The organism is Azorhizobium caulinodans ORS 571 (assembly GCF_000010525.1).
Lineage (GTDB): Bacteria > Pseudomonadota > Alphaproteobacteria > Rhizobiales > Xanthobacteraceae > Azorhizobium > Azorhizobium caulinodans.
The window spans coordinates 3,837,645-3,861,840 of sequence record NC_009937.1 but is presented as its reverse complement, the minus strand read 5'-3'; the positions used below and the strand labels follow the sequence as shown (position 1 = coordinate 3,861,840).

21 protein-coding genes are annotated in these 24,196 nt (G+C 67.3%); 14 read left to right on the top strand and 7 right to left on the bottom strand.

Features of this window, described 5'->3' with window-relative positions:
- The first annotated feature begins 4 nt into the window (after positions 1 to 4).
- Both kduD and AZC_RS17160 read left to right on the top strand, forming a co-directional pair.
- Entirely contained in the window at positions 5 to 760 is a 756-nt protein-coding gene (kduD, locus tag AZC_RS17165; protein WP_012171857.1) for a 2-dehydro-3-deoxy-D-gluconate 5-dehydrogenase KduD, read from the top strand.
- Between the two features lie 51 nt (positions 761 to 811).
- Complete coding sequence (locus AZC_RS17160; RefSeq protein WP_012171856.1) at positions 812 to 1,159, top strand: cupin domain-containing protein; 348 nt, start codon at positions 812 to 814, stop codon at positions 1,157 to 1,159.
- Positions 1,160 to 1,186: 27 nt separating this feature from the next.
- Here AZC_RS17160 and AZC_RS17155 read toward each other — a convergent pair whose 3' ends face one another.
- The 4 genes from AZC_RS17155 to AZC_RS17140 all read right to left on the bottom strand — a co-directional run bounded on the left by AZC_RS17155 (position 1,187) and on the right by AZC_RS17140 (position 5,626).
- Positions 1,187 to 2,344 carry a hypothetical protein gene (locus tag AZC_RS17155; protein ID WP_148209871.1) on the bottom strand — a complete coding sequence of 386 codons (1,158 nt, stop codon included), beginning with the start codon at positions 2,342 to 2,344 and terminating at the stop codon, positions 1,187 to 1,189.
- 25 nt (positions 2,345 to 2,369) lie between these two features.
- Complete coding sequence (locus tag AZC_RS17150) at positions 2,370 to 3,569, bottom strand: polysaccharide pyruvyl transferase family protein (RefSeq protein ID WP_197531779.1); 1,200 nt, start codon at positions 3,567 to 3,569, stop codon at positions 2,370 to 2,372.
- A 162-nt stretch (positions 3,570 to 3,731) separates the two neighbouring features.
- On the bottom strand, positions 3,732 to 4,982 hold the full coding sequence (locus AZC_RS17145) for a glycosyltransferase family 4 protein (RefSeq protein WP_012171853.1): 1,251 nt from the start codon (positions 4,980 to 4,982) through the stop codon (positions 3,732 to 3,734).
- Between the two features lie 56 nt (positions 4,983 to 5,038).
- A complete protein-coding gene (locus AZC_RS17140) occupies positions 5,039 to 5,626 on the bottom strand; it encodes a MarR family transcriptional regulator (protein ID WP_244421735.1) in 588 nt (195 codons plus the stop codon).
- Positions 5,627 to 5,902: 276 nt separating this feature from the next.
- On the opposite strand from AZC_RS17140, the gene AZC_RS17135 reads away from it, so the two are divergent.
- The 10 genes from AZC_RS17135 to AZC_RS17090 all read left to right on the top strand — a co-directional run bounded on the left by AZC_RS17135 (position 5,903) and on the right by AZC_RS17090 (position 20,432).
- The gene (locus AZC_RS17135; protein WP_012171851.1) at positions 5,903 to 7,624 is read left to right on the top strand and encodes a type I secretion system permease/ATPase; all 1,722 of its coding nucleotides are present in this window, start codon (positions 5,903 to 5,905) and stop codon (positions 7,622 to 7,624) included.
- Entirely contained in the window at positions 7,621 to 9,057 is a 1,437-nt protein-coding gene (locus AZC_RS17130) for an HlyD family type I secretion periplasmic adaptor subunit (RefSeq protein ID WP_052285979.1), read from the top strand. The genes AZC_RS17135 and AZC_RS17130 overlap by 4 nt, the downstream gene beginning before the upstream one ends.
- Positions 9,058 to 9,459: 402 nt before the next feature.
- The gene (locus AZC_RS17125; RefSeq protein WP_012171849.1) at positions 9,460 to 10,119 is read left to right on the top strand and encodes a calcium-binding protein; all 660 of its coding nucleotides are present in this window, start codon (positions 9,460 to 9,462) and stop codon (positions 10,117 to 10,119) included.
- A gap of 134 nt (positions 10,120 to 10,253) precedes the next feature.
- Complete coding sequence (locus AZC_RS17120; RefSeq protein ID WP_012171848.1) at positions 10,254 to 12,467, top strand: glycosyltransferase; 2,214 nt, start codon at positions 10,254 to 10,256, stop codon at positions 12,465 to 12,467.
- Entirely contained in the window at positions 12,464 to 13,288 is an 825-nt protein-coding gene (locus AZC_RS17115) for a class I SAM-dependent methyltransferase (RefSeq protein WP_012171847.1), read from the top strand. The genes AZC_RS17120 and AZC_RS17115 overlap by 4 nt, the downstream gene beginning before the upstream one ends.
- On the top strand, positions 13,285 to 14,580 hold the full coding sequence (locus AZC_RS17110) for a glycosyltransferase family 4 protein (protein WP_012171846.1): 1,296 nt from the start codon (positions 13,285 to 13,287) through the stop codon (positions 14,578 to 14,580). Before AZC_RS17115 ends, AZC_RS17110 begins: the two co-directional genes overlap by 4 nt.
- Positions 14,581 to 14,589: 9 nt before the next feature.
- Entirely contained in the window at positions 14,590 to 15,558 is a 969-nt protein-coding gene (locus tag AZC_RS17105; RefSeq protein WP_012171845.1) for a hypothetical protein, read from the top strand.
- 8 nt (positions 15,559 to 15,566) lie between these two features.
- Entirely contained in the window at positions 15,567 to 17,798 is a 2,232-nt protein-coding gene (locus tag AZC_RS17100; protein WP_012171844.1) for a hypothetical protein, read from the top strand.
- A 3-nt stretch (positions 17,799 to 17,801) separates the two neighbouring features.
- Entirely contained in the window at positions 17,802 to 19,190 is a 1,389-nt protein-coding gene (locus tag AZC_RS17095; protein ID WP_012171843.1) for a glycosyltransferase family 4 protein, read from the top strand.
- Between the two features lie 33 nt (positions 19,191 to 19,223).
- A complete protein-coding gene (locus tag AZC_RS17090; RefSeq protein WP_012171842.1) occupies positions 19,224 to 20,432 on the top strand; it encodes a polysaccharide pyruvyl transferase family protein in 1,209 nt (402 codons plus the stop codon).
- A 68-nt stretch (positions 20,433 to 20,500) separates the two neighbouring features.
- On the opposite strand, the gene AZC_RS17085 is transcribed toward AZC_RS17090, so the two are convergent.
- The 3 genes from AZC_RS17085 to AZC_RS17075 all read right to left on the bottom strand — a co-directional run bounded on the left by AZC_RS17085 (position 20,501) and on the right by AZC_RS17075 (position 21,466).
- Positions 20,501 to 20,815, bottom strand: a complete 315-nt coding sequence (locus AZC_RS17085) for a DUF167 family protein (RefSeq protein ID WP_012171841.1) — start codon at positions 20,813 to 20,815, stop codon at positions 20,501 to 20,503.
- A gap of 9 nt (positions 20,816 to 20,824) precedes the next feature.
- Complete coding sequence (locus tag AZC_RS17080) at positions 20,825 to 21,115, bottom strand: YggT family protein (protein ID WP_012171840.1); 291 nt, start codon at positions 21,113 to 21,115, stop codon at positions 20,825 to 20,827.
- A gap of 171 nt (positions 21,116 to 21,286) precedes the next feature.
- Complete coding sequence (locus tag AZC_RS17075; RefSeq protein ID WP_043879517.1) at positions 21,287 to 21,466, bottom strand: hypothetical protein; 180 nt, start codon at positions 21,464 to 21,466, stop codon at positions 21,287 to 21,289.
- Positions 21,467 to 21,653: 187 nt separating this feature from the next.
- Between AZC_RS17075 and AZC_RS17070 the strand changes: the two genes are divergently transcribed.
- Both AZC_RS17070 and AZC_RS17065 read left to right on the top strand, forming a co-directional pair.
- Complete coding sequence (locus AZC_RS17070; RefSeq protein ID WP_012171838.1) at positions 21,654 to 22,607, top strand: acetyl-CoA carboxylase carboxyltransferase subunit alpha; 954 nt, start codon at positions 21,654 to 21,656, stop codon at positions 22,605 to 22,607.
- A gap of 233 nt (positions 22,608 to 22,840) precedes the next feature.
- On the top strand, positions 22,841 to 24,115 hold the full coding sequence (locus tag AZC_RS17065) for a L,D-transpeptidase family protein (protein ID WP_070097010.1): 1,275 nt from the start codon (positions 22,841 to 22,843) through the stop codon (positions 24,113 to 24,115).
- Positions 24,116 to 24,196 lie beyond the last annotated feature (81 nt).

The window sequence follows — 24,196 nt, the reverse complement described above, 5'->3', positions numbered from 1 at the left end:
CGGGATGACCTCTCCTTTTGACCTTTCCGGCAAACGCGCCATCGTCACCGGCGCCAATACGGGCCTTGGGCAGGCGATCGCGGTGGCCCTTGCTCAGGCTGGTGCCGGCATCGTCGCCGTGGGCCGCTCCGCCATGGACGAGACGGGTGAAGCCGTGCGCGCGGCGGGCGTCGCCTTCACCGAGGTGCGGGCGGATCTCGCGACGCTGGAGCCCATCGGCCGCATTGTCGAGGAGGCCTCCGTCGGCGGGCGCGTCGACATCCTCGTCAACAATGCGGGCATCATCCGCCGCGCCGACGCCATCGACTTCACCGAGGCCGATTGGGACGCGGTGATGGATGTGAACCTCAAGAGCACGTTCTTCCTCACCCAGGGGGTGGCGCGGGGCATGCTGGCGGACGGCAAGGGCGGCAAGGTGATCAACATCGCTTCGCTCCTCTCCTTCCAGGGTGGCATCCGCATCCCGTCCTACACGGCGAGCAAGAGCGGGCTGGCTGGCCTCACTCGGCTTCTGGCCTGCGAATGGGCGGGCAAGGGCATCAATGTGAACGCCATCGCACCGGGCTATTTCGAGACCAACAACACGCAGGCCCTGCGGGAAGACCCCGAGCGCAGTGCCGCCATTCTCGCCCGCATTCCGGCCGGCCACTGGGGCCAGCCCTCAGAACTGGGTGGGGCGGCGGTGTTCCTTGCCGCGCGTGCCTCCGATTATGTGCATGGCGTGGTGCTGCCCGTGGATGGCGGCTGGCTGGCCCGATAGAGCAACAGGGAGCGCCCGCGCATCCCGCGGGCGCCTTTCCGGAGAAGTGACATGGCGCAGAAGGGCGACGTCTTCGCATTCGCGGGCGAGACGGAGGTAGAGGTGCTGGACGACATCGTCAGCCGCCAGATCCTCACCTATAACGACGAGATCATGATGGTCCGGGTCATCTTCAAGAAGCCGGGCCCCGGCGGCGTGCCGCACAGCCATCCGCATGTGCAGACCACCAGCGTCGAAAGCGGCGTCTTCGACATCACCATCGACGGCAAGACGGCGCGCCTGAAGGCCGGTGACAGCTTCTACGTGCCCGGCGGTGTGCACCATGGCGCCATCTGCATCGAGCCCGGCGTCCTCGTGGATGTGTTCACGCCGATGCGGCAGGAGTTCGTCGCGGCCTGAGCGCGCCCCATCGCCGGCACCAGCCGGTCACGGCGTGATCCGGAGCGGCACCGCCACGAGCTGGCGGTTGCGGCCCTTGGGGCCGCCTGCGCCCAGTTCCATGAAGCGGACGAAGACCAGGTCCGCCTGCGGGCCGACGGTGCCGAAGTCGCGGTCCGGACTTTTGTCGTCGATCAGCGTCGGATAGCCGGCGAAAGTGCCGTGGTCATCGAGGCCATCCCTCAGGGGCTGGGCGAGCAGCAGGCGCGGAGCGGACCAGGTCACCATGTCCTTGGAGGTGGCCGTATAAAAGCCGTCCTCGCCGCCGGTCGGGCCGCGCGGGCGCATCTGGAACACCGCGATGAAGGTGCCGCTCGTGGGGTGCAGCACCAGCCCCCGGATCGCCGGCAGGCCGCGCCCCACGGCGGCACAGTCGGTGCCCTCGACCTGCCAGCCCGCCGGGCCTTCCTGGGCCATGGGGGCGAAGCCTTCGCCCGTCCACATCTCCCAGCGCCGCACATCGCCGCCCGGCGCGCGCACAAGGCAGTTGCGCGAGCGTTTCCCGTCGGCCTCGCGCCGCCAGACGATGGAATAGAGGTCGCCCTTGTAGGAGACGATGTTGGTGGCCGAGACGAAGCCGGCAGGGTCGCGCACCTGCGGGGTGAAGGGCTGCGGCGGCATCAGCACATGCCGGGGCGGCGGCGCCGTGTAGCTGAAACTGCGCCCGCCATCTTGTGAGGACAGGGCGGCGATCCCGTTGCTCCAGCAGGCCGTGCGCTCCCGGCCGGCGGCGCAGGCTTCCCCGTGGCGGTAGGGAATGAAGCTCGCACTGGCCAGGGCGAAGATATGGGTGCCATCCGTTGTGTGGAAGGCATGCAGCCAGGTGCGATCGTCCAACTGGCCGGGGTCGGCGCTCTGGCGGGCGGCGAAGCGCACGGCGCAATCGCGGGCGAGATGGCGCAGGTCCGGCCCCTCGAACGCGCGGTTCCGGAAGTTCGGTGCGAACAGCACCATCTGCCCCTGCGCGTTGCGGAACGCGCGAGCGGGGGCATCCGGCAAATCCGACGTATCGCAGGCCTGCGTGCGCTGGTCGAAGACGATGAACTCCGGGCCGGCGACCGACAGCTCGAGACCCGACGCGGCGGTGCCGCGCAGGATCAGGAGGGCCCCACCGAGCGCCAGCAGCGCCCGGCGAAGCATCGGCAAGAGCCCGCTCACGCGACGCGCGCCCTCATTCGGCGGCCACGAGCTTGGGCATCGGGCGCTCCAGGCGGTGGGGCATGCCATTCTCTTCAAGGAAAGCCTTCAGCTCCTTGAAGCGCAGGGCATAGGCCTTCTCAAAGGTGCCGAAATCGGCCTTGTCCCAGGCCTTCTGGAAGGAGAAGCGGTCCATCTGCTTGATGTCGATGGAGGGGATGCCGAGCGTCTGAACGAATTCGCGGGTGCGCGTGTCGTAGGTGACATAGAGCGCCGGCACGCCATTGGCGAGCGCCAGCAGGTTGCCGTGCAGGCGGAAGCCGGTCACGCCGTCCATCTCCTTCAGCCCGGCCTCGAAATCCTGCACCGCTTCGAAGACGGCGAGCTGGGACTTGTAGAGATCGATCAGAGGATCCCTGGGGCCATAGAACCAGTTCTCATTGATCAACGCATCAATGGCTTTCGCCTGCACGTCGCCGGAGTCCTTCAGCATGCCGCGCTCGGCATAGAAGATCTGCTTCTCTTCCAGTTCGCCGGCGCAGAAAATGCGCGTCTTGTACTGCTCGGCCAGCGTGCGCAGCATGTAGCGTTGCAGGGTCTGGCTGCCGTGCGTCTTGCGGCGCAGCGTGAAGCCGAGGTTCGAGATGTCGCCGCTGGCGATGCGCTTGATGGAGATGGTGGGCTTGCGGTGGCGGAAGGCGGTCGGGCAGCCGATGATGCGCACCTTGTCGATGCCGATGGACTTAAGCGCCTTCTGCGAGAGCGTGCCGCGGATGGCGATGGAGGTGGAACGGTCGGCCACCAGCTGCAGGAAGCGCTTGGTGGACTCGTTCACATAGTCCTCGGAATTGTCCGGCGTCTGCACGCCGATGCCGAAGGCCATGACCGGCACCTTCGTGCGCTCCAGCAGCGCGGTGATGGCGTCCCACTTGCCATTGGTGTTGATGTAGTTTGAGCCGCGCAGGAACAGGAAATCGAGCTGGTTCAGCTTTTCCACGTAAGCGTCGGAGGGAACCGTGTTCTCGCCTGCATAGATGGGCTGCACGTCCGCATAATCGAGGATGCGGAGCGAGGACTCGAACACGAAGCAGTCGCCGATATTGGTGAAAAGCGAGGTCGCCTTTTCCGGATCGCCATAGGTGTGGGTGACCACGCGATCATGATCCATCACCTTGCCGGCGGGCATGAGCACGCCGATGCGGGCGCGGCGGGGGGCGGCTGGAGTGGCAGACATGAATGTCCTCCTCGCGGGTCGTGCGATCATTGGTGGGACAGGGCAGCGCGGTCTCTCTGTCTACGCTGGTTTCATTATCTTGCCCGCAGTTTTGCGGCGCGCAATATTAAAAATATACTTTGAAAATCGAAGTAGAATGCCCCGGTTGTCGTCGGGCAGGCCTCACGCCGCCCCCATGGCGGTGCGTTGCGCTGCGGGCCGCCGGCCGGTGAGGCTGCCGATCAGGGCCTGCTGCCGTCTGAGGCGGGAGTCGAGCGCAAAGCGCTCGGCAATGGTGCGCCGGGCACCCGCGCGGAGCGCGGAGAAGGTGGTCCTGCTGTCCAGCGCCTCGCGCATGCGTGCGGCCAGGGTGTCAATGTCGAAGAAGGGCGTGATGAGTCCGTTTGTGCCGTCCTCGATCACTTCCGCGACCGGCGGCGTCGCCGAGCCGATGACGAGCGCGCCGCACGCCATGGCTTCGAGCACGGACCACGACAGCACGAAGGGATAGGTGAGATAGACGTGGGCCGCCGAGACCTGGAACAGGCGAATGAGCGCTGCGTGCGGGATGGTGCCGAGGAAGGTGATGCGCGCCGGATCGAGGCCAGTCTCGGCCATCATCACCTCGCGCCAGTTCCGGCCATGTGCGGGCGGGCGACCGTAGCTGATGCCGTCTCCCCCCGCGACGACAAAGCGCACGTCCGGATGGGCCTGCGCCACCCGCGCTGCGGCGCGCATGAATTCCGGAAAGCCGCGATAGGGCTCGAGATCGCGCGCCGCATATGTCACCACAGGGTCACCGGCACGCAGCACCGTACCATCGGGCAAAGTGAGGCGCGCCTGCGGATCGGGCCGGCACAAGCGGACGTCGATGCCGTCATGGCATTGGGCGATGCGGTTCTGATAGGCGGCGGGAAAGCGGCCCTTCTGCCAGCGCGTGGGGCTGATGCCGCCGTCCATGGCATCCAGCGTCAGCAACTGGGCGCTATTGCGCAGCCGCAGCCGCTGGCGGTCGTCGCGCGTCACGGTGTCGGCGGGGTCGAAGCCCGCGTCGCCCCCTTCCGGCCGGTGGTAATATTCGCAATAGGCGAGAAGCGGGGTCTGCGGCAGCACGTCCTTGGCAAACAGCAGGCCGCCCCAGCCCATATGGCCATAGACCACATCGGGCGGGCCATCGATCCGCGCCAGCGCATCCAGTGTTTCCGCCACCCGGTAGCCGATGCGCACATGCTGTTCTGGGGTGGCGAAGTGGGGTGTCGCGTCGGCGCGTCCATGGGGGGCGTGCTCCGCGCGGTGGCGGACCGTGCGCACACCGGGCAGGGGGCGGTCCATGGTCTCGCAGATGAGCGTCACCTCCCAGCCTTCGCTGGCGAGATAGGGTGCGAGGTGCAGGAACTGGCCTGGCCCCCGCCGATGGATGAAGACAATCCGCATGAGCTTCCGGGCGTGAGGAACGTCACGGCCCGTCCCGATGGGGGACGGGAAGCGGGTCAGCCGTTGCCGTAGCGAAGGGCGTTGGTCCATACGAACTCGAGGCGCCGCAGCATGGCGAAGGCGATGCCGAGTTCCCGCGTTTCCTCCGCATCCCGCGCCACCAGCCGGTGGTAGGTCTCGTCGACGCTGCGGATGAGATTGCAGAGATTTCGGCCCTTCGCGTCCAGCCGTATGCGGGCGGAGCGGCGGTCGCGGGCAGACGCGGCCCGGACGATGTAATTGGCCTCCAGCAACTGCTTGAGATTGTAAGAGGCGTTGGAGCCCAGATAATGCCCCCGCTCCAGCAGGTCGCGGACGGAAAGTTCATCCTCGCCGATGGTGAACAGCAGCATGACCTGCGAGGGGCTGATGTCGTCGACGCCGAGGCGCGTCAGCTCCACACGCAGCAGGTCGAAATAGCGGCGATGCACCCGCTCGATCACCCGCACGAGTTCCAGATGGGTGACTGCATCGGTGGCGGTGGCCGGGGCAGAGGGACCCGTCTCACTGGGGTCCGGGTCAGGCATCGAGCCGCTGTCGCTCACGCCGGAGGGCATGAGATCGCTCCAGCGTACACCAAAGTCTTCGCCACCGTCTTCGGTCATGGGTCGGTCAATCTTATGAGTCATCACGTCCCCTTTCGTCCGAATTTGATTCAAATTTCGAACTAACCTCCCCAAGACCAGTCATGCTGACGAATCTGGTCAGCTATTGATTGACAGCTTATGCCATCTTCTCTCCAAATAACCGATGAAGAGTGATGACAACGTCATCGAAGGTAGGACTTAATGAGGCGATGATAGGGAAACTCATCGCTCTTTTGAAGGTGTTTCGACTTTCGGCCAAAAATCTTCGCGCTGCGGTAGGAGGGTGCGTCCACGATGACATCCAGGCAGTCTGACGCACGAACCTTGATCAAGGCTGGCCGCCGGACGTTTGTGGCGGGTCTGGCCTATGCGGCAGCCTTGAGCGGCTTCATTACGTTGCTACAGCTCACCGTGCCCATCTTCATGCTGCAGGTGCACGATCGCGTCATCAACTCGCGCAGCTATGACACGCTGGCGATGCTGGCGCTGCTCGCGGGATTCGGCCTGATCCTCTACGGCATCCTAGAATATATACGCGCGCTCACCTTTCAGGCGATGGCTGGTACCTTGGTCCGGCGGCTCAACCTGCCGACGCTGGAGGCGGCGCTCACGGCTTCGGTAGAGGGCGGCGCGGTGAAGGCGACGCAGGTGCTTCGCGATCTGTCCGATCTGCGCGGCTTCCTCACCTCCAGCGCGGTGATGGCTCCGCTGGAGGGCATGTGGTGCCCCATCTTTCTGGCGGTCCTGTTCGCGCTCCATCCCTATTACGGGCTGCTGGCGGTGGTGTCCGCAGGTATCCTTGTGGCGCTCGGCCTGTTGTCAGACATGTTCACGCGACGGCTCACCAAGGAAGCGAACCAGGCCCACATCGAGAACATCTCGCGGATCAGCGCGAACCTGCGCTACTCCGAGGCCATCGAGGCCATGGGCATGCTGCCCAATCTGGCGCGTCGCTGGCGCACCTCGCAGGTGCATGCTGCCGACCTCTCCAACATGGCTAACGGGCGCGGCCGCGGCATGCATGCGGTCACGCGCGTGCTTCGGCTCACCATGCAGATCGGCGCCCTCTCGCTCGGCGCCTCGCTGGTCATCGAGGGCGATGCCTCGCCCGGCTCCATGATCGGCGCGACCATCATCATGAGTCGCCTCTTGGCGCCCTTCGACAGCCTCACCGACAATTGGCGCTCATGGATCGCGGCCTCCTCCGCCTGGCAGCGGGTGCGTGAGCTTCTGGAGACCTATCACGCCCACCGGGACACCTTCCCGACGCCGCCCAGTGAGGGGCCGCTGGAGGTGGACAACCTCATCTTCATCGCGCAGGGGCGCGATCTCGCGGTCATCAAGAACATCAGCTTCCGGGTGGAGCCGGGCACGATCCTGGGTGTCGTCGGCCCCTCCGCCGCAGGCAAGTCCACGCTCGCCCGCCTCATGGTGGGGGCGGCGAAGCCCACCTCCGGAGGTATCTATCTGGACGGCCACAATGTTTATCTCTGGGAGCGAGGCTCGTTCGGTGAGATGGTGGGCTATCTGCCCCAGTCCGTCTCGCTGCTGGACGGGACCATCCGCGAGAACATCGCGCGCATGGGCGAGCCCGACCCGCGGGCGGTCATCGAGGCCGCGCGCATGGCTGGCGTGCATGAGATGATCGGCCGCCTGCCGCTTGGCTACGACACGCCGGTGGGCGACGGCCGCTTCACCCTCTCCGGTGGCCAGAAGCAGCGCATCGCGCTTGCCCGCGCCCTTTATGGTCGGCCGCGCTTCCTCGTGCTGGACGAGCCGAACGCAAACCTGGACGCGGAGGGCGAGGCCGCACTGATGCGGGCCATGCGAGCCATGCGCGATGACGGTGCGATCGTGGTGGTGATCGCCCATCGCCCGGCAATCATGGAATGCGCCGACAAGCTGCTGGTGCTGCAGGACGGTCGCATCTCCCAGTTTGGCGATCGGACTTCGGTGGTGGCGACCCTGACGCCCTCGCGCAAGCCCAAGCTCTCCACAGCAGGAGGTGCCGCATGAGCGAGGCGGATGACATGCAGCGCACGCCCGCGCGCCTGGCCGACGCTCCCCAGCGCGGCGTCGCGGCCCGGCGCGCGGAGGTGCTGCCGCCGGACCGCCACCGCAAGGTGGAGACCTGGTATCAGGTGCTGGAACGCGAGGCGGTGGAAGCGCCATCGGGGCTGCGGGGACCCGTCATCGCTGGCACGCTGGCGGTGCTCATCGGCTTCGGCGGCTTCACCACCTGGGCACTGCTGGCCAATCTTGATTCGGCGGCGGTCGCGACCGGTACGCTGGTGGTCGATTCCAAGCGCAAGACGGTAAGCCACCTGGAGGGCGGAATCCTGAAACGCCTGCTGGTGCAGGAAGGCGATGTGGTGAAGCTGGGCCAGCCGGTGGCGCTGATGGACGATACCCGTGCCCGCTCCGATCTTGAGCAGTACCGCGGCCGGCGCGTCGGCTTCCTCGCGAAGCTCGCGCGCCTTCGCGCAGAGCAGAGCGGCGCCACACAGGTGGATTTCCCCCCTCCAGTGCTCGATCCCGCGAACCCCGTAGCGGTGGATGTGCTGTCTGCGGAACGGCGGCTGTTCCAGCGTCGGCACGATGCCTATGTCGGCAAGACCCAGATCCAGCGCAAGGAAATCGAGCAGCGGATTGCGGAGGCGCAGTCCCTGTCGGCGCTGATCGAGTCTGCCGAGCGCCAGCGCGACTACATCTCCGAGCGCCTGACGGGGCTCAAGGAACTCGCCGGCAAGGGATTTGTCGCCAAGGCGCAACTGCTGGAGCAGGAAGCGCGCGTGTCCGAGCTCAAGGGGCGGGTCGGCGACTACCGGGCTCAGATCGCCAAGTCCGAACAGGCCAAGGCCAGCGCCGAGGCGACGCTGGCGAGCATCGATCTCGACTGGCAGAGCGATGTGGCGACCCAGCTCCAGGACGCGCAGCTCCAGCTCGCGGAGGTGGAGAACCAGATCACCTCCGCCAAGGACGTGCTGGACCGGCTCACCGTCCGCGCGCCACAGGATGGCGTGATCGCCAACATCCAGTTCCGCACGCCCGGAAGCGCGATCCCCGCCGGCCAGCCGATCATGGATGTGGTGCCGGAGAAGGAGCAACTCGTGGTCGAAGCCAAGCTCGGCACGCGGGAAATCGTCAATGTGCATGTGGGCGGCAAGGCGCAGGTGCGGCTCACCGCTTATGACCATCGGGTGATTCCGCCTGTTGACGGAAAGATCATCTATGTGGCGGCGGATCAGACCATCGATCCAAACTCGCAGAACGCCTATTATGTCATCCGGGCGTCCATCGATGCGGCGGAGCTGGAGAAGCACCCGACCGTGAGCCTCTATCCGGGCATGCCGGCGGAGCTGATGGCGGTGCGCAAGCCCCGGCGGGCCATCGATTATCTCATCGGTCCTGTCACCGAGAGCTTCAACCGCGCCTTCCGCGAAAATTGATGCGGCGCAGCGTGCGGCGGCACCGGGCTGCCGTGCGCTGCGCTATATTCATGTTCGCAATTTCAAAATTTGAATCAAATTGAGATCAAACACTACTGAATATGTCTTTGAATAAGGGCGAATGGCCAAGTCTAAGGCCATAATATTCCTTGAAGAAAATCACTTTTTGGTCTTCCTGTCCGTCATGCCCTTGCGTATGATGCACTGCATCGGAGCTGATGCGTTCCTTAAACGGAAGTATCCTCCGAGGGCGTGATGACCGCGTCCCCCCATGGGGGCGGATCAGGCCGGCCATGTGACCGGGCCTGTGAATTCGCCTCTGCAACTTGAGCCAGACACGCTTTCGCCTGACGGCCAGTGCCGGTCCGGGATCGGGCGTGCTTTGGAGTGACGGAGACAGCCATGGCAACCATCGAAGGAAGCGCATTCGACGATACGCTTCTCGGAAGCCGGTTCCACGACGTGATCTTCGCTCATGGTGGCGACGACACGGTGCTCGCCGGCGATGGGCATGACCTCGTGTTTGGTGAACACGGCGCGGATACCCTCTACGGCGATGCCGGAGACGACTCGTTGTTCGGAAACTCAGGAGACGACGCCCTGTTCGGCGGCGCCGGCCACGATTTCCTCTCCGGCGGCTCCGGCTCGGATTATCTCTCCGGCGGCGAGGGCAACGATACGCTTCTCGGCGGCGCTGGCGACGATGCCCTGGTCGGTGGCGCGGGGGATGATTTCCTCTCCGGCGGTGCGGGCGACGACATCCTGCACGGCGGCGCGGGCAACGACCTGCTGCAAGGCGGCGCGGGCAGCGACCTGTTCGTCTTCACCGGCGGCGGCGGCAACGACGTGGTGCTGGACTTCAAGGCCGGCACCGATCTTCTCGAAATCTCGAAGGGGATCAACGGCACGGATATCACGAGCGCCGACGACGTGGCGGCGCGGGCCACGGAGGTGGGCGGCCATACGGTCATCGATCTCGGCAACGGCGACACCGTCACGCTGCATGGCGTGAGCCTGGAAGACGTTCAGGATCACCCGAACACCTACTTCCTCGTGCACTGATGCTCCGGCGTGGGGCGCACCGCTCCGCGCCGCTTGCCAAGACACCGCCGGGTCTTCCCCCGCCCGCGGTTTCCTGCTGCCCGCGAGCCCGTCTCGCGGGCAGCCCTTCCGGCGCATTTCCGAGGTGACAGCCGATGCTCGAACCCGCCCGCGACGTCTTTACGCCCATCGTCATCGGCCCGGTGCCGGATGCAGCGGATGGCCCCCAGGTCTTCGCGCTCTCCGGTGGCGTGCTGATGCTGGCCTGGGACGCGCCCTCGCGGGTCTGGAATTCGGGACGGCTCGAAACCTCGTCCGGCGCACCGCTGGCGCCCCTCGGCGCGTTGCGTCTGCTGCGCGAGGATGGCCGCACGCGGCTCCTGTTCGCCTTCCGCCGCCCGGACGCGGCGCTGTCTCTTTCCCTGTTTGCCGGCGCCGTGGGCCAGAGCGTGGAAGTCCGGGTCGATCCCACCCGCGACATCCCCGCGGTTGATGTGGAGACGCTGCTGGCTGGCCTCGTGCCGGTTGCGCGGGTATCGCTCATCACGACGCTGCTCGAGACGTGGGCGAGCATCTTCCGCCTGCGCGGCAACCGGGCCTATGCCCGTCTCATTTACGGACTCGCCCGCGCGGCGAGTGCCCAACCCGCGGTGATGCGGGCCGTGGCGCGGCTCGATGGCGAGACCGCGCTGGTGGAGGGCGGGTTGCCGGCCGGCGTCGCTCCGCCCACCGCGCTCCACTGCATTTCTCCCAATCGTTTCTCCCGCCTTCCGGCGGCGCCGCGCATCGGGGCGCCGGACGGGCGCGGGCAGCGCCGCTTCTATCTGGCGCTGGGCAATGCGGAGCAGGAGCCGGAGACCCTCGTTCTGCTGTCCGGGAGCGGCTGGCTCGCGGTGCGCCGTCTCGAATGGCCTGCCGATCTCGGTTCGCTGGCCCGTTGGTGGCGCGCCAATGGCAAGGCCGATCCGGCGTTGCGGGAATATGCCGTCGCTGTCGCGGCGCAAGGCTCGGAGGCGGCGCGCGCGGCGGCAGTGGAACTTCAGCTTCAAGCCCCACTGCCGGCGCGCGCCCTCTCCGGTGGCCCGCATCTGCCCTCGGCGGAGATCGATCTGGCGCTTGCCACCTCTGCGGGCCTGCTGGCGGGCGGCTGGGTGCGTGATCCTCTGGGCCTCGTCGCCGGCCTCGACCTTATCGACGGGGAAACCCTCGTGCCATTGACCGAGGCCCGCCATGACTTCTCCGGCCAGGTGGGGCAGGGGGACGAGACGGTTCCCGTGACGGGCTTCGCGGCCCTTGCGCCGGCGCGTATGGACCTGCTGCAGCCGCGCTTCGCCTTGCGGGTGAAGTCCGGCGAACGCCACATGCTCGTGCCCGCGCCCCAGCCGGCGGATCTTTCCGAGAAGCGCTCGCGGGCTCTGAAGGCCATTCCGCCGCAATTCCTCACGGATACTGCGCTGGCGCGCTGCCTCGGCCCGGCGCTGGCGGCGATTCAGCATGATTTCGTCGCGCAGGTGGGGGCGCCGCGCGTCATCGCCGTCGGCGAGCGCGTGGCTGCGCCCGAGGTCTCCATCGTGGTGCCGCTTTATCGCGTGCTCGACTTCCTGCGCTTCCAGATCGGGGCTTTCGCCGCCGACCCGGCGATCCGCGATCGCGCGGAAATCATCTATGTGCTGGATTCGCCTGAGCAGGCCGATGGCGTGGAGCACCTGCTGAGGGGCCTTCACATCCTCTATGATCTGCCCGTCGTGCTGGTGGTGATGCCGCGCAATGCCGGCTTCGCGGTCGCCAGCAATGCCGGTGCCCGCGAGGCGCGGGGCAGGGTGATCGCGCAGGTCAATTCCGACGTCATTCCGGTGGCCTCCGGCTGGCTTTCGCCGCTGGTGGCGGCCCTTGCGGCCGACAGTATCGGGGCAGTGGGGCCGAAGCTCCTCTTCGACGACGGCTCGCTCCAGCATGCGGGCATGTATTTCGCGCGCGGCGTGCGCGGCCAGTGGCTCAACCACCATTATCACAAGGGCATGCCGCGCGATTACGCGCCCGCCAATGTGGCCCGTGCGGTGCCAGCCGTAACCGGCGCATGCGTCCTCATGCGGCGCGCGCTCTATGAGGCGGTGGGCGGTTTCACCGAGGACTATGTGATCGGCGATTATGAGGACAGCGACCTGTGCCTGAAGGTGCGGGCCAAGGGCCTTGCCGTGCGCTACGTGCCGCAGGCGGAGCTTTATCATCTGGAGCGGCGCTCCATGCGGGTGAGCCCCGACCACGGGCGCGGCACCGCCTCCGCCTACAATGCCTGGCTGCATGCGCAGCGCTGGAGCGACACCATGTCCGCCCTGATGGCCGAGACCTGGACGGGAGATGCCGCATGAACGTCCATGCTCCTGAGACCCGCGCCTTCGATCCGGTGTCCGCCCAGTTCGACTGGCTACTGGACCATATCGGGCAGAACCGCTTCCTGCCCCAGCCGCCCGCCGACAGCATCTTTGTGGGCGACGGGGATTTCCGCGCCATCGGCGCCGAATTCCTGCGCCACTTTGTGACTTTGGGCGGCCTGCGCCGCAGCCATCGCGTGCTCGATGTGGGGAGCGGCATCGGCCGCATGGCCGTTCCGCTCACGCAGTTCCTCCATCCCGAACGCGGCAGCTACGAGGGATTCGATCCGGTGCTGGATGGGGTCGCCTGGTGCGCCACCACCATCACGCCGGCTTATCCGAAGTTCCGCTTCCAGAAGCTGGATATTGCGCATGCGCTCTATAATCCGGGCGGCGTGGTGGCGGGCAAGGATCTCGTTCTGCCCTATGGCGATGCCAATTTCGATTTCGCCATCATGGTCTCGGTGGCGACCCACCTGCCGGCGGATGAGCTAGCGGCCTATATCCGCGAGATCGCCCGCGTGCTGGGGCCAAACGGCAAGCTGTTCCTCACTGCCTTCGTGCTCGACGAGGTGGCGCGGGCGGGCGATGGGCGCGATGCCCGGCTCGGCTTCGTGCGGGACGGGGAGGGGCCGTGCTGGTTCGCCAATGCGGAGGCGCCCCTCGCCGCCGTTGGATTCGATGACGGCTTCATCGATGGCCTGTTGCGGGAGGTCGGCTTCGACATCGGCCTGAAAAGCCTCGGCCACTGGCGCGGCATTCCGGCGGATCACTACCAGGACATCTTCGTCGCCCGGAAGCGGGGAGGCCGCTCATGAATGCACCTGCGAGCCCCCGCATTCTGGTCGTTGCGCACAACCATCCGGACCTGCATCCCGGCGGCACGGAGATCTTCGCCCACGACCTGTTCAAGGCCTATCAGCGGGCGGGCTGCGAGGCGCTGTTCCTCGGCGCCACCAGCCGGCTGCACCGCGAGGCGCGGCCCGGCACGTCGTTCCAGACCGTGGGCTCGGCCAAGGACGAGGTGCTGTTCTGGACCGGCCATTTCGACCGTTTCAGCATGAGCCAGATTGACCTCTATGGCGCCGTGCCCGATCTCGTGGCCCTGCTGCGCGATTTCCGGCCAGATGTGGTGCATCTCCACCATCTGCTGCTGATCGGCGCGGAATTTCCCGCCCTCGTGCGGCGCATCCTGCCCCATGCGCGCATCGTCATGACGCTGCATGACTATTATCCCATCTGCCATCACGATGGTCTGATGGTGCGCACCAGGGGCGGCCAGCGCTGCATGGGCGCGAGCCCCGATGCCTGCCACGCCTGCTTTCCCGAGATCCCCACCGAGCGCTTCCTGCTGCGCCAGCAGCATCTGAAGACGCACCTTTCCTATGTGGACGCCTTTGTCTCGCCGAGCCGCTTCCTGAAGGCGCGCTATGTGGATTGGGGGCTTGATCCGGCGAAGATCGAGGTCATCGCCAACGGCCGCCCGCTCACCTCGGCAGCGCCCTTCCGGCCGCCGCACGAGGGACGGCGGGCCTCCTTCGGCTATTTCGGCAACATCAATCCCTGGAAAGGGATGCGGGTGCTGCTCGATGCCGCCCGGCGGCTCATCGGCTGCGGCGTCGATTTCGAGCTGCGCGTCCATGGCGCGGCGCTCTACCAGAGCGAGGCCTTCACCGCCGAGATCGACCGGCTGTTCGCGGAGACGGACTCCCATGTCCTGCGCCTCGGCCCTTATGAGCGGCATGAGGTGGGGCACCTGATGGCCGGTGTGGACTGGGTGGTGATGCCCTCGGTCTGGTGGGAGAACGCGCCCCTCGTCATTCAGGAGGCGCAGATGCACCGGCGCCCGGTCATCACCTCCGGCATCGGCGGCATGGCGGAAGCGGTGCGCGATGGCGTGGACGGCTTGCATGTGCTGCCTGGCGACGCGGCGGACCTCGCCGGCGTGATGCGCCGTTGCGCGGAGGATGCGGCCCTGTGGCGGCGCCTGTCGGCGGCGACCGTTCCGCCGCCCTCCATCGATGCGGTCGCGGCGCGCTATCTGCGCCTCGCCGGCCAGATCGCCCGGCCCCTCGCGGCGGATGCCGCGACTTCCACCGTCGCCGCTTAAGGAGCCGCCATGTCGCTCGCGGAAGCATCGCCGGCGCCGTCTGCCGCAAATGACGTATCGGCAAGGCCCAAGCCCGAAACCGCCCCGGCGCGCAAGCCGCTGGCGGTGGCGCCGTCCGTCCCAAAGGCGGAAGCCCCCGCGAAGCCGGCGGTGGTGAAGGAGGCGGGCGCGCCCGCCAAATCTGTCGCTCAAGCCAAGCCGGCAGCGCAACCCGTGCCTGTTCCAAAGCCCGCCGCGCCGCCGGAGGCCGCGGCTGCGCCCTCTGCCGTGAGCCCCGAGGCAGCCCTCGCCGGCCGGGTGGATGCGGTGGACAACGGCCAGCTCTTCGGCTGGGTGTGGGACCGCAACCGTCCCGAGGCCCGCATCCTCGTGCGCATCCTGCTGGATGGCGCGGAGATTGCGAGCGGTGTCGCCGACAAGCCGCGCGTGGACCTGCGGCGCAATGGCATCGGCGACGGGCATCACGCCTTCGCCATCGACCTGCCGCCCAAGGCGCTGCAATCCCCCGACCGGCTGACCGTCATCGCGATCACCGTCGATCCCAAGGGGGAACTTGTGCTGCGCCGACCGAGCGCCGACGAGAAGGCGGCGGAGGCAGCGGTCGCCGCGCCCATGGCCCGAGTGCTCGATCGGCTCGACCTGCTGGTGGCGGCCCAACGCCAGCTCCAGCTCGGCCAGCGCGATACGGGCGTGAGCCTGAAGGAGGCGTCCGAGCGGCTGAACGTGCTTTCCGACCGAGAGTCGCATCTGGAGGAGGCGCTCACCACCGTGCGCGCCGGGCAGGACGCGCTCACCGAGCGGCTGGATCAGGTGGAGATCTTCCTCACCCGCTTCGACGGCACGCTCGCCGGCTTCGACGCGCGCCTCGAGGCGCTGAAGGAGCAGGCGCGCGACGAGATCAAGCCGCAGTTCTTCGCTCTGGCGGTGCTGATTGGTATCGGCATCGGCCTTGCCCTCGCCATCGGCCTTCGCATCTGAGGACGCCCATGCCCGATCCGCACGCGCCCGACCGCCCCAGCACCGACCGTCCCGCCGAGCGGGGCGAAATCCACGGCCTGCCGCTCGATGGCGAGACGGCGCTGGTGGCGGCGGTGGACGAGGGGCTGGCGCTGATCGCCGGCATGGGCGAGATGCCGGCCAGTGTGCAGGCGCTGCTCAATGGCGACCCGAGCGCGGCGACACAGGCCGCCACCGTCTCCTGGCGCCGGCCGGAGGCGCCGCCCGAGGCCCGGTCCGGCTTCTGCGCGCTGGTGCCGCTGGCGGTTCTGGGGCGTGGGCGCCTCACCTCCATCGTCTTCCGCCGGCCGGGCCATCCCGCTCGCTATGCCTTCGCCCGCCGTCCAGTGCCGCTGGAAGCAGCGCTACAGGCCATTGCCGAGGATGCCGGCCCCTCCGCCGCTCTGGTGGTGGACGGCATCGTGGAGGCGCTGCTCGCCGGCAAGCCCACGGCGCGCCGCCTGCGGGCCGTGGCGGCCATGGCGCAGGCCGTGGCGCGGCCCGACGGCTTCGTGGAGGTGATGGGCGCCGACGAGGATGGTGAACTCTTCCTTCAGGGCTGGACCGCCGATCTGGTGCCGGGCCGCGCCCGCGTGCTTGCTATCGGCACCGAGCCGATGCTGGCCGAGCTCGACAGCGCCTCCTTCCCCCGCGAGGATCTCGCGGGCCGCAGCCGTGGCTTTGCGGGCGTGATGACCGGGGCGGAGAAGATCGACGCCGCCGCCTTGCAGAAGGTGCTGTTCCGCTCCCGCGAGGGCTGGCGGGCGATCACCGTTTATGAGCGCTGCGTGCGGCTGGAGCCGCGCGACGTGCCAGCCCATGCCCGGGCGGTGCTGCCGCGCCTCACCGCGCCCACCGACGTGCTGGCGCGCCTGAAGGCCGCCGCCAACCGCTTCGACGGCCGCGACACGGTGAGCGAGCTGAAGCTGCCCGTGCGGCTTGGCATCGATTTCGCGCTGATGGTGGATGGCGGGGGCGTACTGGTCTCCGGCTGGATCGTCGATTGCGAGGAACATGTGGAGGCGGTCCATCTCAAGGTGGGCAAGACCGGCGTGCGCATCGACGAGGGTTGGACGCGCCAGCCCCGCCCTGATGTGACCCGCGCCTTCGCCTCCGATCCGCTGTTCGCGGCGCTGGATCCCGGCCATCACGGTCACGGCTTCCTCGCCTTCGCGCCGCGCGTGGCCGCCCATGCGCGCGATGCCGCCTATCTCGAACTGACGCTCGCGAGCGGCCCCGTCTATCGCCCGCTGCCGCTGACGCGCGCAACGCCGCGCCATGTGCTCCAACGCTTGTCCACCGCCGTGGAGCCCCGCTCCGCCGTGGCCGCGCAGGTGGTGGAGCGGCAGTTGGGCCCGCTGGTGCAGACGTTGGAGCGCCGGCCCGCATCGGGCCGGGTGATGAGCGAGGCGGGCGGTTTCGAGGGCTCCGCCTCCATGGCGCTGGTCATCGGCGTGGACGAAGGCGCGGCGCAGGTGGGCGTCCTGCTCTCCCTGCTGGCGCTGGAGCCGGAAACGCGGGCGCTGCCCATCGTCGTCGCCGTGCGCGAGGAATGGTTCGACGAGGTGTCCGCCGAGGTGCGGCGGCTCGCGGATTTCTATCGCCTCAGTCTGCGCCTCGTGCGGGCCGAGGGCGCGCAGGACGTGTGCGATGCCATCGAGGCGGGCGTGCGGGCGAGTTCCGCCGAGCATCTGCTGCTGATGTGCGCCCATGTGCTGCCGCGCGGCTCCGGCTGGCTGCCGCAGCTGGAGCGCGCCTATCGGGCGCGGGGCGGGCGCTGCCTCGTTTCGCCGACGCTGCTGTTCGAAGACGACTCCATCCGCTGGGCCGGCACCATGCTGCAGGGCGAGGGCACCGGCCGCGGCCTCAGCGACCGGCTTGTCGGCTATCCGCGTGCTGCGGTGGCGGAGGCAGACCCGATGGAAGTGACGGCCGGCACGGTGGAATGCTGCATCCTGCCGCGTGCGGCCTTCGAAAGCGTGGAGGGCTTCACGCGCGGCTATCTCGGGATCGCCGAGAAGCGCCTCGACCTCGCGCTGAAGCTGCGGCTCGGCGGCACGCCCTCCGTCTGGGTGCCCGAGGTGGAAATGATCTGCGCGGACGAGACAAGCGAAGGGGCCGCCGGACCAGCGGTGGCGTCCTGGCACGGCCTTGTGCGGAAGGTCGATCGCTGGGCGTTCGACCGGCGCTGGTCGCTCGCGGTGGCGAACATGCGGAGTTGATCCATGAATGCACAGCCCAACCCGTCCGCCCCTTTGCCGGCCGTGCCGGTGCCCGTGGCGCCCGATGGCAGCGTCGAGGATTTGCGTGTGCTCATCATCTCCCATGCCCATCCCGGCTATTCGCTGGGCGGGGCGGAGGTGGCCTCGCACAATCTGCACAAGGGACTGAATGCGGTGGGTGGCGCCTCCTCCCGCTATCTCGCCCGCGTCGGCAATCCCGTGCCGCGCCATGGCGCCTCCGCGCTCATGAGCCTGCGGCAGAAGGAGGATGAAATCCTCTATCACGCGGACGATTACGACCACTTCCTGCTGTCGAACCGCAACACGGAGGATCTGCGCCGGGATTTCCTGCGCTTCGTCACCGACGTGCAGCCCCATGTGGTGCACTTCCACCACATCCTCGGGCTTGGGCTTGAGACGCTGTTCGCGGTGCGCGATGCCCTGCCGGACACGCGCATCGTCGTGACGTTCCACGAATTCCTGTCCATCTGCCACCACCACGGGCAGATGGTGAAGACGGCGGGCATGAAGCTGTGCCAGCGCTCATCGCCCACCGATTGCCACGCCTGTTTTCCGGACATCTCGCCCGCGCGCTTCCTCCAACGCGAGCGCTTCGTGCAGTCCATGCTGCAACTGGCGGATCATTATGTCTCGCCGAGCCATTTCCTCGCCCAGCGCTTCATCGACTGGGGACTGGATGCGAGCCGCATGTCGGTCATCGAGAACGGGCTCGACATTGCCGAAGTGGCGCCGCCCCGTCCGCTCACCGGCGGCAACACGCGGCGCGGGAGCTTTGCCTATTTCGGCCAGATGACACCTTACAAGGGCGCGGACGTCCTTCTGGACGCGGTGGGGCGCGTGCCGGAGAGCGTGTGGAGCGAGGATGCTCGCATGATGATCTTCGGCGGCAACCTGGAGCGCCAGCCGCAGGCCTATCAGAACAAGATTGCCGCGCTGGTGGAGAAGGCCGGCGACCGGGTCCGCTTCTACGGCTCCTACCAGAATGTGGAAATGCCGCGCCTGATGCGCTCGGTCGACTGGATGATCATGCCGTCGGTGTGGTGGGAGAATTCCCCCGTGGTGATCCAGGAGGCCTTCCATCACGGCCGCCCGATCATCTCTTCCAACATCGGCGGCATGGCGGAGAAGATCCGCGACGGCGTGGACGGGCTGCATTTCCGCGCCGGCAGCGCCGAGGATCTCGCCGACCGCCTCGTGGAAGCCCTCACCGACGACACGCTGTGGGAGCGCCTGCGCGCCGGCATCCGCAAGCCGGACACCCATCTCGATTTCGCCCGCACCCATCTCGAACTCTACCGGCGCCTGCGCGCCGAGAAGCGTTCGGATGTCCCCGGCGCGACGGTTCAGAAAGCCGTTGCGCGCACCGCCTGAGGCAATCGCCTCAGCTTCCAGAGGGAGGCAAGAATGGCCCGCGTCCTCGTCATGATCCCGTCGGGAGAAGTTTACGACCACGATTGCGTCCGCTGGTACAATTACAAGGACGTCCAGCGCAGCATCGACCACTATCACAACATCGGTGACGCCTTCGTCTTCGATTCATCGCTGAAGCTGATGAACTTCGAGAAGCTGGGCGTGCTGCCCATCGCCAATCCGAAGATGGAGGACATCGACCGCCTGCGGGAGGAATATGATTACGTCTTCCTGCGCGGCTCGAACTATGTCCACAACCATATGAAGTGGCAGAACACCATTGAGGTGCTGAAACGCCTCAAGCTGCCGGTGATCGCCTATGGCATCGGCGCCCAGGCGCCGGTGAAGGGCGAGATGGAACTCTCGGAGGAGACCAAGACCGTCCTGCACATGATGGCGGATTCCTCCGCCTCCATCGGCGTGCGCGGGGCCTATTCTGCGCAGGTGCTGTGGGACATCGGCATCCGCAACATCCGCATCGTCGGCTGCCCCACCGCCTTCCGGCGCAACGATCCCAACCTCACCATCACGCTGCCCAATCTGGAAGACGTGAAGCAGGTCGGCATCACCTGCCGGCGCGAGGTGTCCCCCGCTTATGCGCAGGACATCAAGCGCTACCTCACCTTCCACCGCGATCTGGTGAAGGAATGCGCCAACCGCTGGGACGTGGTGCTCATGGCCCAGGGCGAGGTGGAGGAGAAGAAGATCGTGTTCGGCACCGCCGAGCAGCGCGAAGAGGCCATTGCAGCGCTGAAAGCCAACAAATGGGTCTCGGAATGGTACTGGGACGACGAGATCGAGAAGCTCCACCGCGAGCGGCTGTTCTACTCCGACGTGGTGGCCGACTATGAGGCGCTGGTGCAGCAGAAGGATCTGGTGCTCGGCTATCGCCTGCACGGCAATCTGATGGCCCTCTCCAACGGCACGCCGTCCATCTACTTCACCTATGACAGCCGCACGGTGGAGTTTGCCGAGACCTACCAGATCCCCAGCTATGACGTCTTCTCCAAGAAGGAGTTCAAGCTGGAGGATTATTGGGATCAGGGCCTGTTCAACAAGTTCAACCGCGCCTGGGCGATGACCTATCGCGAACAGAAGACCTTCCTCGACGAGAATGGCGTCGACAACAAGATGGTCGACACCCGCCACACGCCCGCGCCCTGGTCACTCGGCGCGGAAGCGCCCGAACGCAAGGTCGCCTGATCGGCGCATGCCTCAGCCGGACGGCCCGCTTCGGCGGGCCGTTTGCGTTTCTGCGACTTAACGGAAGATCAAAGGGCGGCGACGGCCGCTTCGAGTGTCGCGCGCAGGCGGGCGGCGTCGCCCGAAATGCGGAATACCTTGAGGCGCGCCGTGGCGCCTGAGGCGAGGCGCACGGCGGAGGGGGCAACGCCCGCGGCGCCAGCCAGAACCTTGGCGACGGCGGCGGTGGCCGCGCCATCCTCGGGCGCCGCCCGGACGCGGATCTTCAGAACGTCGCGCCCATCGGACAGCTGGCTCACGCCGTCGAGGGCGTCGCGGCCACCCTTGGGGGTGGCGCGCACGCTGACCTCAAGCCCGTCGGCAGTCTCGCGGCAGAAGGCCATGGGGCAGGATCAGAACACCATGGGGTAGATGTAGTAGGCGATCACCCGCTCCAGGAAAAAGATGATCAGGATCAGTACCATGGGGGAGAGATCGAGGCCGCCGATGCTCGGCAGCACCGAGCGCAGGGGAGCCAGCAGCGGCTCGGTCAGCTTGTAGACGATCTCGCTGATCGTCCGCACCAGCTGGTTGTAGGGGTTCACCACGTTGAAGGCGACCAGCCACGAGAGCACAGCCGAGATGATCAGCACCCAGACATAAAGCTGCAGCACGATCAGGATGACATCGAGAAGGGCGCGCATGGGGGCAGGGGTCCTCGTTGGCTGCCGCATCGTCCCCGGCGGGGCGGCGGGCGAGAGCTGTATCGCTCCGCAGCAATAGCCGGGGACAGGGGGCGCAAACAAGGCCGAACCCGCCCGGTCGCGACCTGCGCGATGCCGCAGCGTCCGGGCGGGTTGCGTCGGCCTCTCCCGTCAGCCGGAGGTCGCGTCTCCCTCCTGCGGGTGCTTGGGATCGGGCAGGGTGCCGCTGCCGGGCGTCTTCTCGGTGTCGGTGAGGTGCGGCTTGGCGTGGGGGCCGGCCGCCGGCGTGCGCTGGGCCGCCTTGCGGGCCTCGGCCTCCTGCGTTTCCTTGGATTTGTCAGCCTGCGGCATGATGTGTCGCTCCTTTGGGTCTACCGCTGGAGAACGCTGCCCCCTATCTGATGGTTGCCGGGTCTGCACAGCGTAAATGGCCTCCGGCTTGACTTGCCGTGCCGTGGGGGGCAGCTTCCGCGCGCCCCGAGGCGGGGCCAGGAGCCTTGTACCCTGACGGTTTCACCCTCAAACCCCGTGGACATGCATGCGTAGCTATTTGGACTTCGAGAAGCCTGTGGCCGAGCTCGAGGCGAAGGTGGAAGAACTGCGCGCGCTGTCTTCTCCGGACGACGGGGTGAGCATCGCCGATGAGGTCCAGAAGCTGGAAGGCAAGGCGCAGGAAGCGCTGACGCAACTCTATGCGAGCCTGACGCCCTGGCAGAAGACGCTGGTGGCCCGCCACCCGGCGCGCCCGCATTTCTCCGATTTCGCCAAGGGCCTGTTCACGGATTTCACGCCGCTCGCCGGCGATCGCAAGTATGGCGAGGACGAAGCCCTCATCGGCGCCTTCGCCCGTTTCCGGGGTGAAGCGGTGTGCGTGCTCGGCCACGAAAAGGGCTCCACCACCGAGACCCGCATCCGGCACAATTTCGGCATGGCCCGTCCGGAGGGCTACCGCAAGGCCGTGCGCATCATGGAACTGGCGGACCGCTTCGGCCTGCCGCTGATCTCGCTGGTGGATACCGCCGGCGCCTATCCCGGCATCGGCGCCGAGGAGCGTGGGCAGGCGGAAGCCATCGCCCGCTCCACCGACGCGGGTCTCGGCCTCGGCGTGCCGAACGTGGCGGTCGTGATCGGCGAGGGCGGCTCGGGCGGGGCCATCGCCATTGCCGCCGCCAACAAGGTGCTGATGCTGGAGCATGCGGTCTACAGCGTGATCTCGCCGGAAGGCGCGGCCTCCATCCTGTGGCGCGACACCAGCAAGGCGCAGGAGGCGGCCACCAACATGAAGATCACGGCGCAGGACCTGCTGCGCTTCGGCATCGTGGACGACATCGTGCGCGAGCCGGTGGGCGGCGCCCATCGCGATCCCAAGGCGGCCATTGAGGCGACCGGCAATGCCATCGCCGAGGCGATGGGCTCGCTCGCCGGGCTCGATGCGGACGCGGTGCGCAAGGCGCGCCGGGCGAAATTCCTCGCCATCGGCCGCACCCTCTGAGCCTTAACGGTTCGTTAACCAACAAAACGGTTATCGGCCCCATCCGGGCGGTTTGTGCTCTTCCGCAAGCCCCAGGCCAGCCACCATCTCAGGACGGCCGCAATGCGCCGTCATCTGACGTTGGGGGCGGTCGACCTCGAGGGTTCTCCCATCTTGCGGCGGTCAGGCCGTAAGGCTAGAGAACTTTCAGAACTGTCGCTCACCGCGCCCGGATCGGACCCAGGAGTTCCGTGTTGAGCCGTCCGCTTGCCATCCTCTCCCGCGTGCGCCTTGCGGCCCTTGCCGCCGTCGCCGCGCTTGCGCTTGCGGCCTGCAATGGCCAGGGCAACGATGTCTCGGCCAAGGCCAACCAGCCGCTGTCGCCCAAGATGATCTCGCTCATGTCCGAGAAGGACATGGCGCCGCAGAACCCGATTCTCATCCGCGTCTTCAAGGAAGAGGCGGAGCTGGAGGTCTGGAAGGCGAAGAATGACGGCAGCTACGCGCTGCTGAAGACCTATCCCATCTGCCGCTGGTCCGGCGAACTGGGGCCGAAGGTCAAGATCGGCGACCGTCAGGCGCCCGAGGGGTTCTATATGATCACCCCCGGCCTGATGAACCCGAACTCCAGCTACTACCTTTCCATCAACACCGGCTTCCCCAATGCCTTCGACAAGTCGTGGGGCCGCACCGGCGAATTCCTGATGATCCACGGCGATTGCTCGTCGGCCGGCTGCTACGCCATGACGGACGAGCAGATCGCGGAGATCTTCGCGCTGGCCCGCGAGGCGTTTGCCGGCGGACAGCGGGCGTTCCAGATCCAGGCCATGCCCTTCCGCATGACGCCGCAGAATCTGGCCCGCCACCGCAACAATCCGAACATGGCCTTCTGGCGCAACCTGAAGCAGGGCTACGACCACTTCGAGGTGACGAAGCACGAGCCGAAGGTGAACGTCTGCAACCGGCAGTACGTTTTCGATGCCCAGCTGCAGCCCGGCCAGGCCTTCAACCCATCCGCGCCGTGCCCGGCCTATACGGTGGCCCCGGAGATCGCGAGCGCGGTGGGCGCCAAGGAGCGCTCCGACAATCTGAAGGTGGCGGAGCTCTCGTCCAACACGCCGCTCGCGCCCGTGCGCACCGGCCGCGATGGCGGCATGAACCCGGTGTTCCTCGCCAAGCTCAATGGCGAGGACAATGCCCCCGCCCGCATGGCTTATGGGCAGGACAATGTGCCGGCCTTCGATCCCGCGAACGTCCGCCCGCCCAAGGCGGATGGCGAGGTCGTCGCCGCGCCCGTGCGGCCCGGCGCGCCGGCGGCCACGCCGGCTCCGGCGCCCGTCGCATCCGCGCCGGCGCGGGCCGCGAGCACGCCCTATCCCAACGGGACGGCTGCGCCGACGGCCGGCAGCACCTCCTCGCTCTACACGCGCGCCACCACCCAGACGGCCAGTGCCGATACGGGCGTCGCGCAGGCTTCTGCTCTCATGGGGGCGGCCCCCATCGTGGGAAGCGGCGGCTTCGGCAACTGAGCCGCTCTTCCGAAGAGAGCTTCAAAAAGCCCGGCGCGCCCTCGGCCGCCGGGCTTTTTCGTGCGCGTGCGGCCTGCTCCC

Excerpts from the sequence above, each read along its gene's own strand:
- AZC_RS17085 (WP_012171841.1), bottom strand. The coding sequence starts at position 20,815 with ATGGCCTTCTGCCGCGAGACTGCCGACGGGCTTGAGGTCAGCGTGCGC.
- AZC_RS17115 (WP_012171847.1), top strand. The coding sequence starts at position 12,464 with ATGAACGTCCATGCTCCTGAGACCCGCGCCTTCGATCCGGTGTCCGCC.
- AZC_RS17100 (WP_012171844.1), top strand. The coding sequence starts at position 15,567 with ATGCCCGATCCGCACGCGCCCGACCGCCCCAGCACCGACCGTCCCGCC.
- AZC_RS17120 (WP_012171848.1), top strand. The coding sequence starts at position 10,254 with ATGCTCGAACCCGCCCGCGACGTCTTTACGCCCATCGTCATCGGCCCG.
- AZC_RS17080 (WP_012171840.1), bottom strand. The coding sequence starts at position 21,115 with ATGCGCGCCCTTCTCGATGTCATCCTGATCGTGCTGCAGCTTTATGTC.
- AZC_RS17150 (WP_197531779.1), bottom strand. The coding sequence starts at position 3,569 with ATGTCTGCCACTCCAGCCGCCCCCCGCCGCGCCCGCATCGGCGTGCTC.
- AZC_RS17075 (WP_043879517.1), bottom strand. The coding sequence starts at position 21,466 with ATGCCGCAGGCTGACAAATCCAAGGAAACGCAGGAGGCCGAGGCCCGC.
- kduD (WP_012171857.1), top strand. The coding sequence starts at position 5 with ATGACCTCTCCTTTTGACCTTTCCGGCAAACGCGCCATCGTCACCGGC.
- AZC_RS17110 (WP_012171846.1), top strand. The coding sequence starts at position 13,285 with ATGAATGCACCTGCGAGCCCCCGCATTCTGGTCGTTGCGCACAACCAT.
- AZC_RS17130 (WP_052285979.1), top strand. The coding sequence starts at position 7,621 with ATGAGCGAGGCGGATGACATGCAGCGCACGCCCGCGCGCCTGGCCGAC.
- AZC_RS17145 (WP_012171853.1), bottom strand. The coding sequence starts at position 4,982 with ATGCGGATTGTCTTCATCCATCGGCGGGGGCCAGGCCAGTTCCTGCAC.
- AZC_RS17160 (WP_012171856.1), top strand. The coding sequence starts at position 812 with ATGGCGCAGAAGGGCGACGTCTTCGCATTCGCGGGCGAGACGGAGGTA.
- AZC_RS17140 (WP_244421735.1), bottom strand. The coding sequence starts at position 5,626 with ATGACCGAAGACGGTGGCGAAGACTTTGGTGTACGCTGGAGCGATCTC.
- AZC_RS17125 (WP_012171849.1), top strand. The coding sequence starts at position 9,460 with ATGGCAACCATCGAAGGAAGCGCATTCGACGATACGCTTCTCGGAAGC.
- AZC_RS17105 (WP_012171845.1), top strand. The coding sequence starts at position 14,590 with ATGTCGCTCGCGGAAGCATCGCCGGCGCCGTCTGCCGCAAATGACGTA.
- AZC_RS17135 (WP_012171851.1), top strand. The coding sequence starts at position 5,903 with ATGACATCCAGGCAGTCTGACGCACGAACCTTGATCAAGGCTGGCCGC.
- AZC_RS17070 (WP_012171838.1), top strand. The coding sequence starts at position 21,654 with ATGCGTAGCTATTTGGACTTCGAGAAGCCTGTGGCCGAGCTCGAGGCG.
- AZC_RS17095 (WP_012171843.1), top strand. The coding sequence starts at position 17,802 with ATGAATGCACAGCCCAACCCGTCCGCCCCTTTGCCGGCCGTGCCGGTG.
- AZC_RS17090 (WP_012171842.1), top strand. The coding sequence starts at position 19,224 with ATGGCCCGCGTCCTCGTCATGATCCCGTCGGGAGAAGTTTACGACCAC.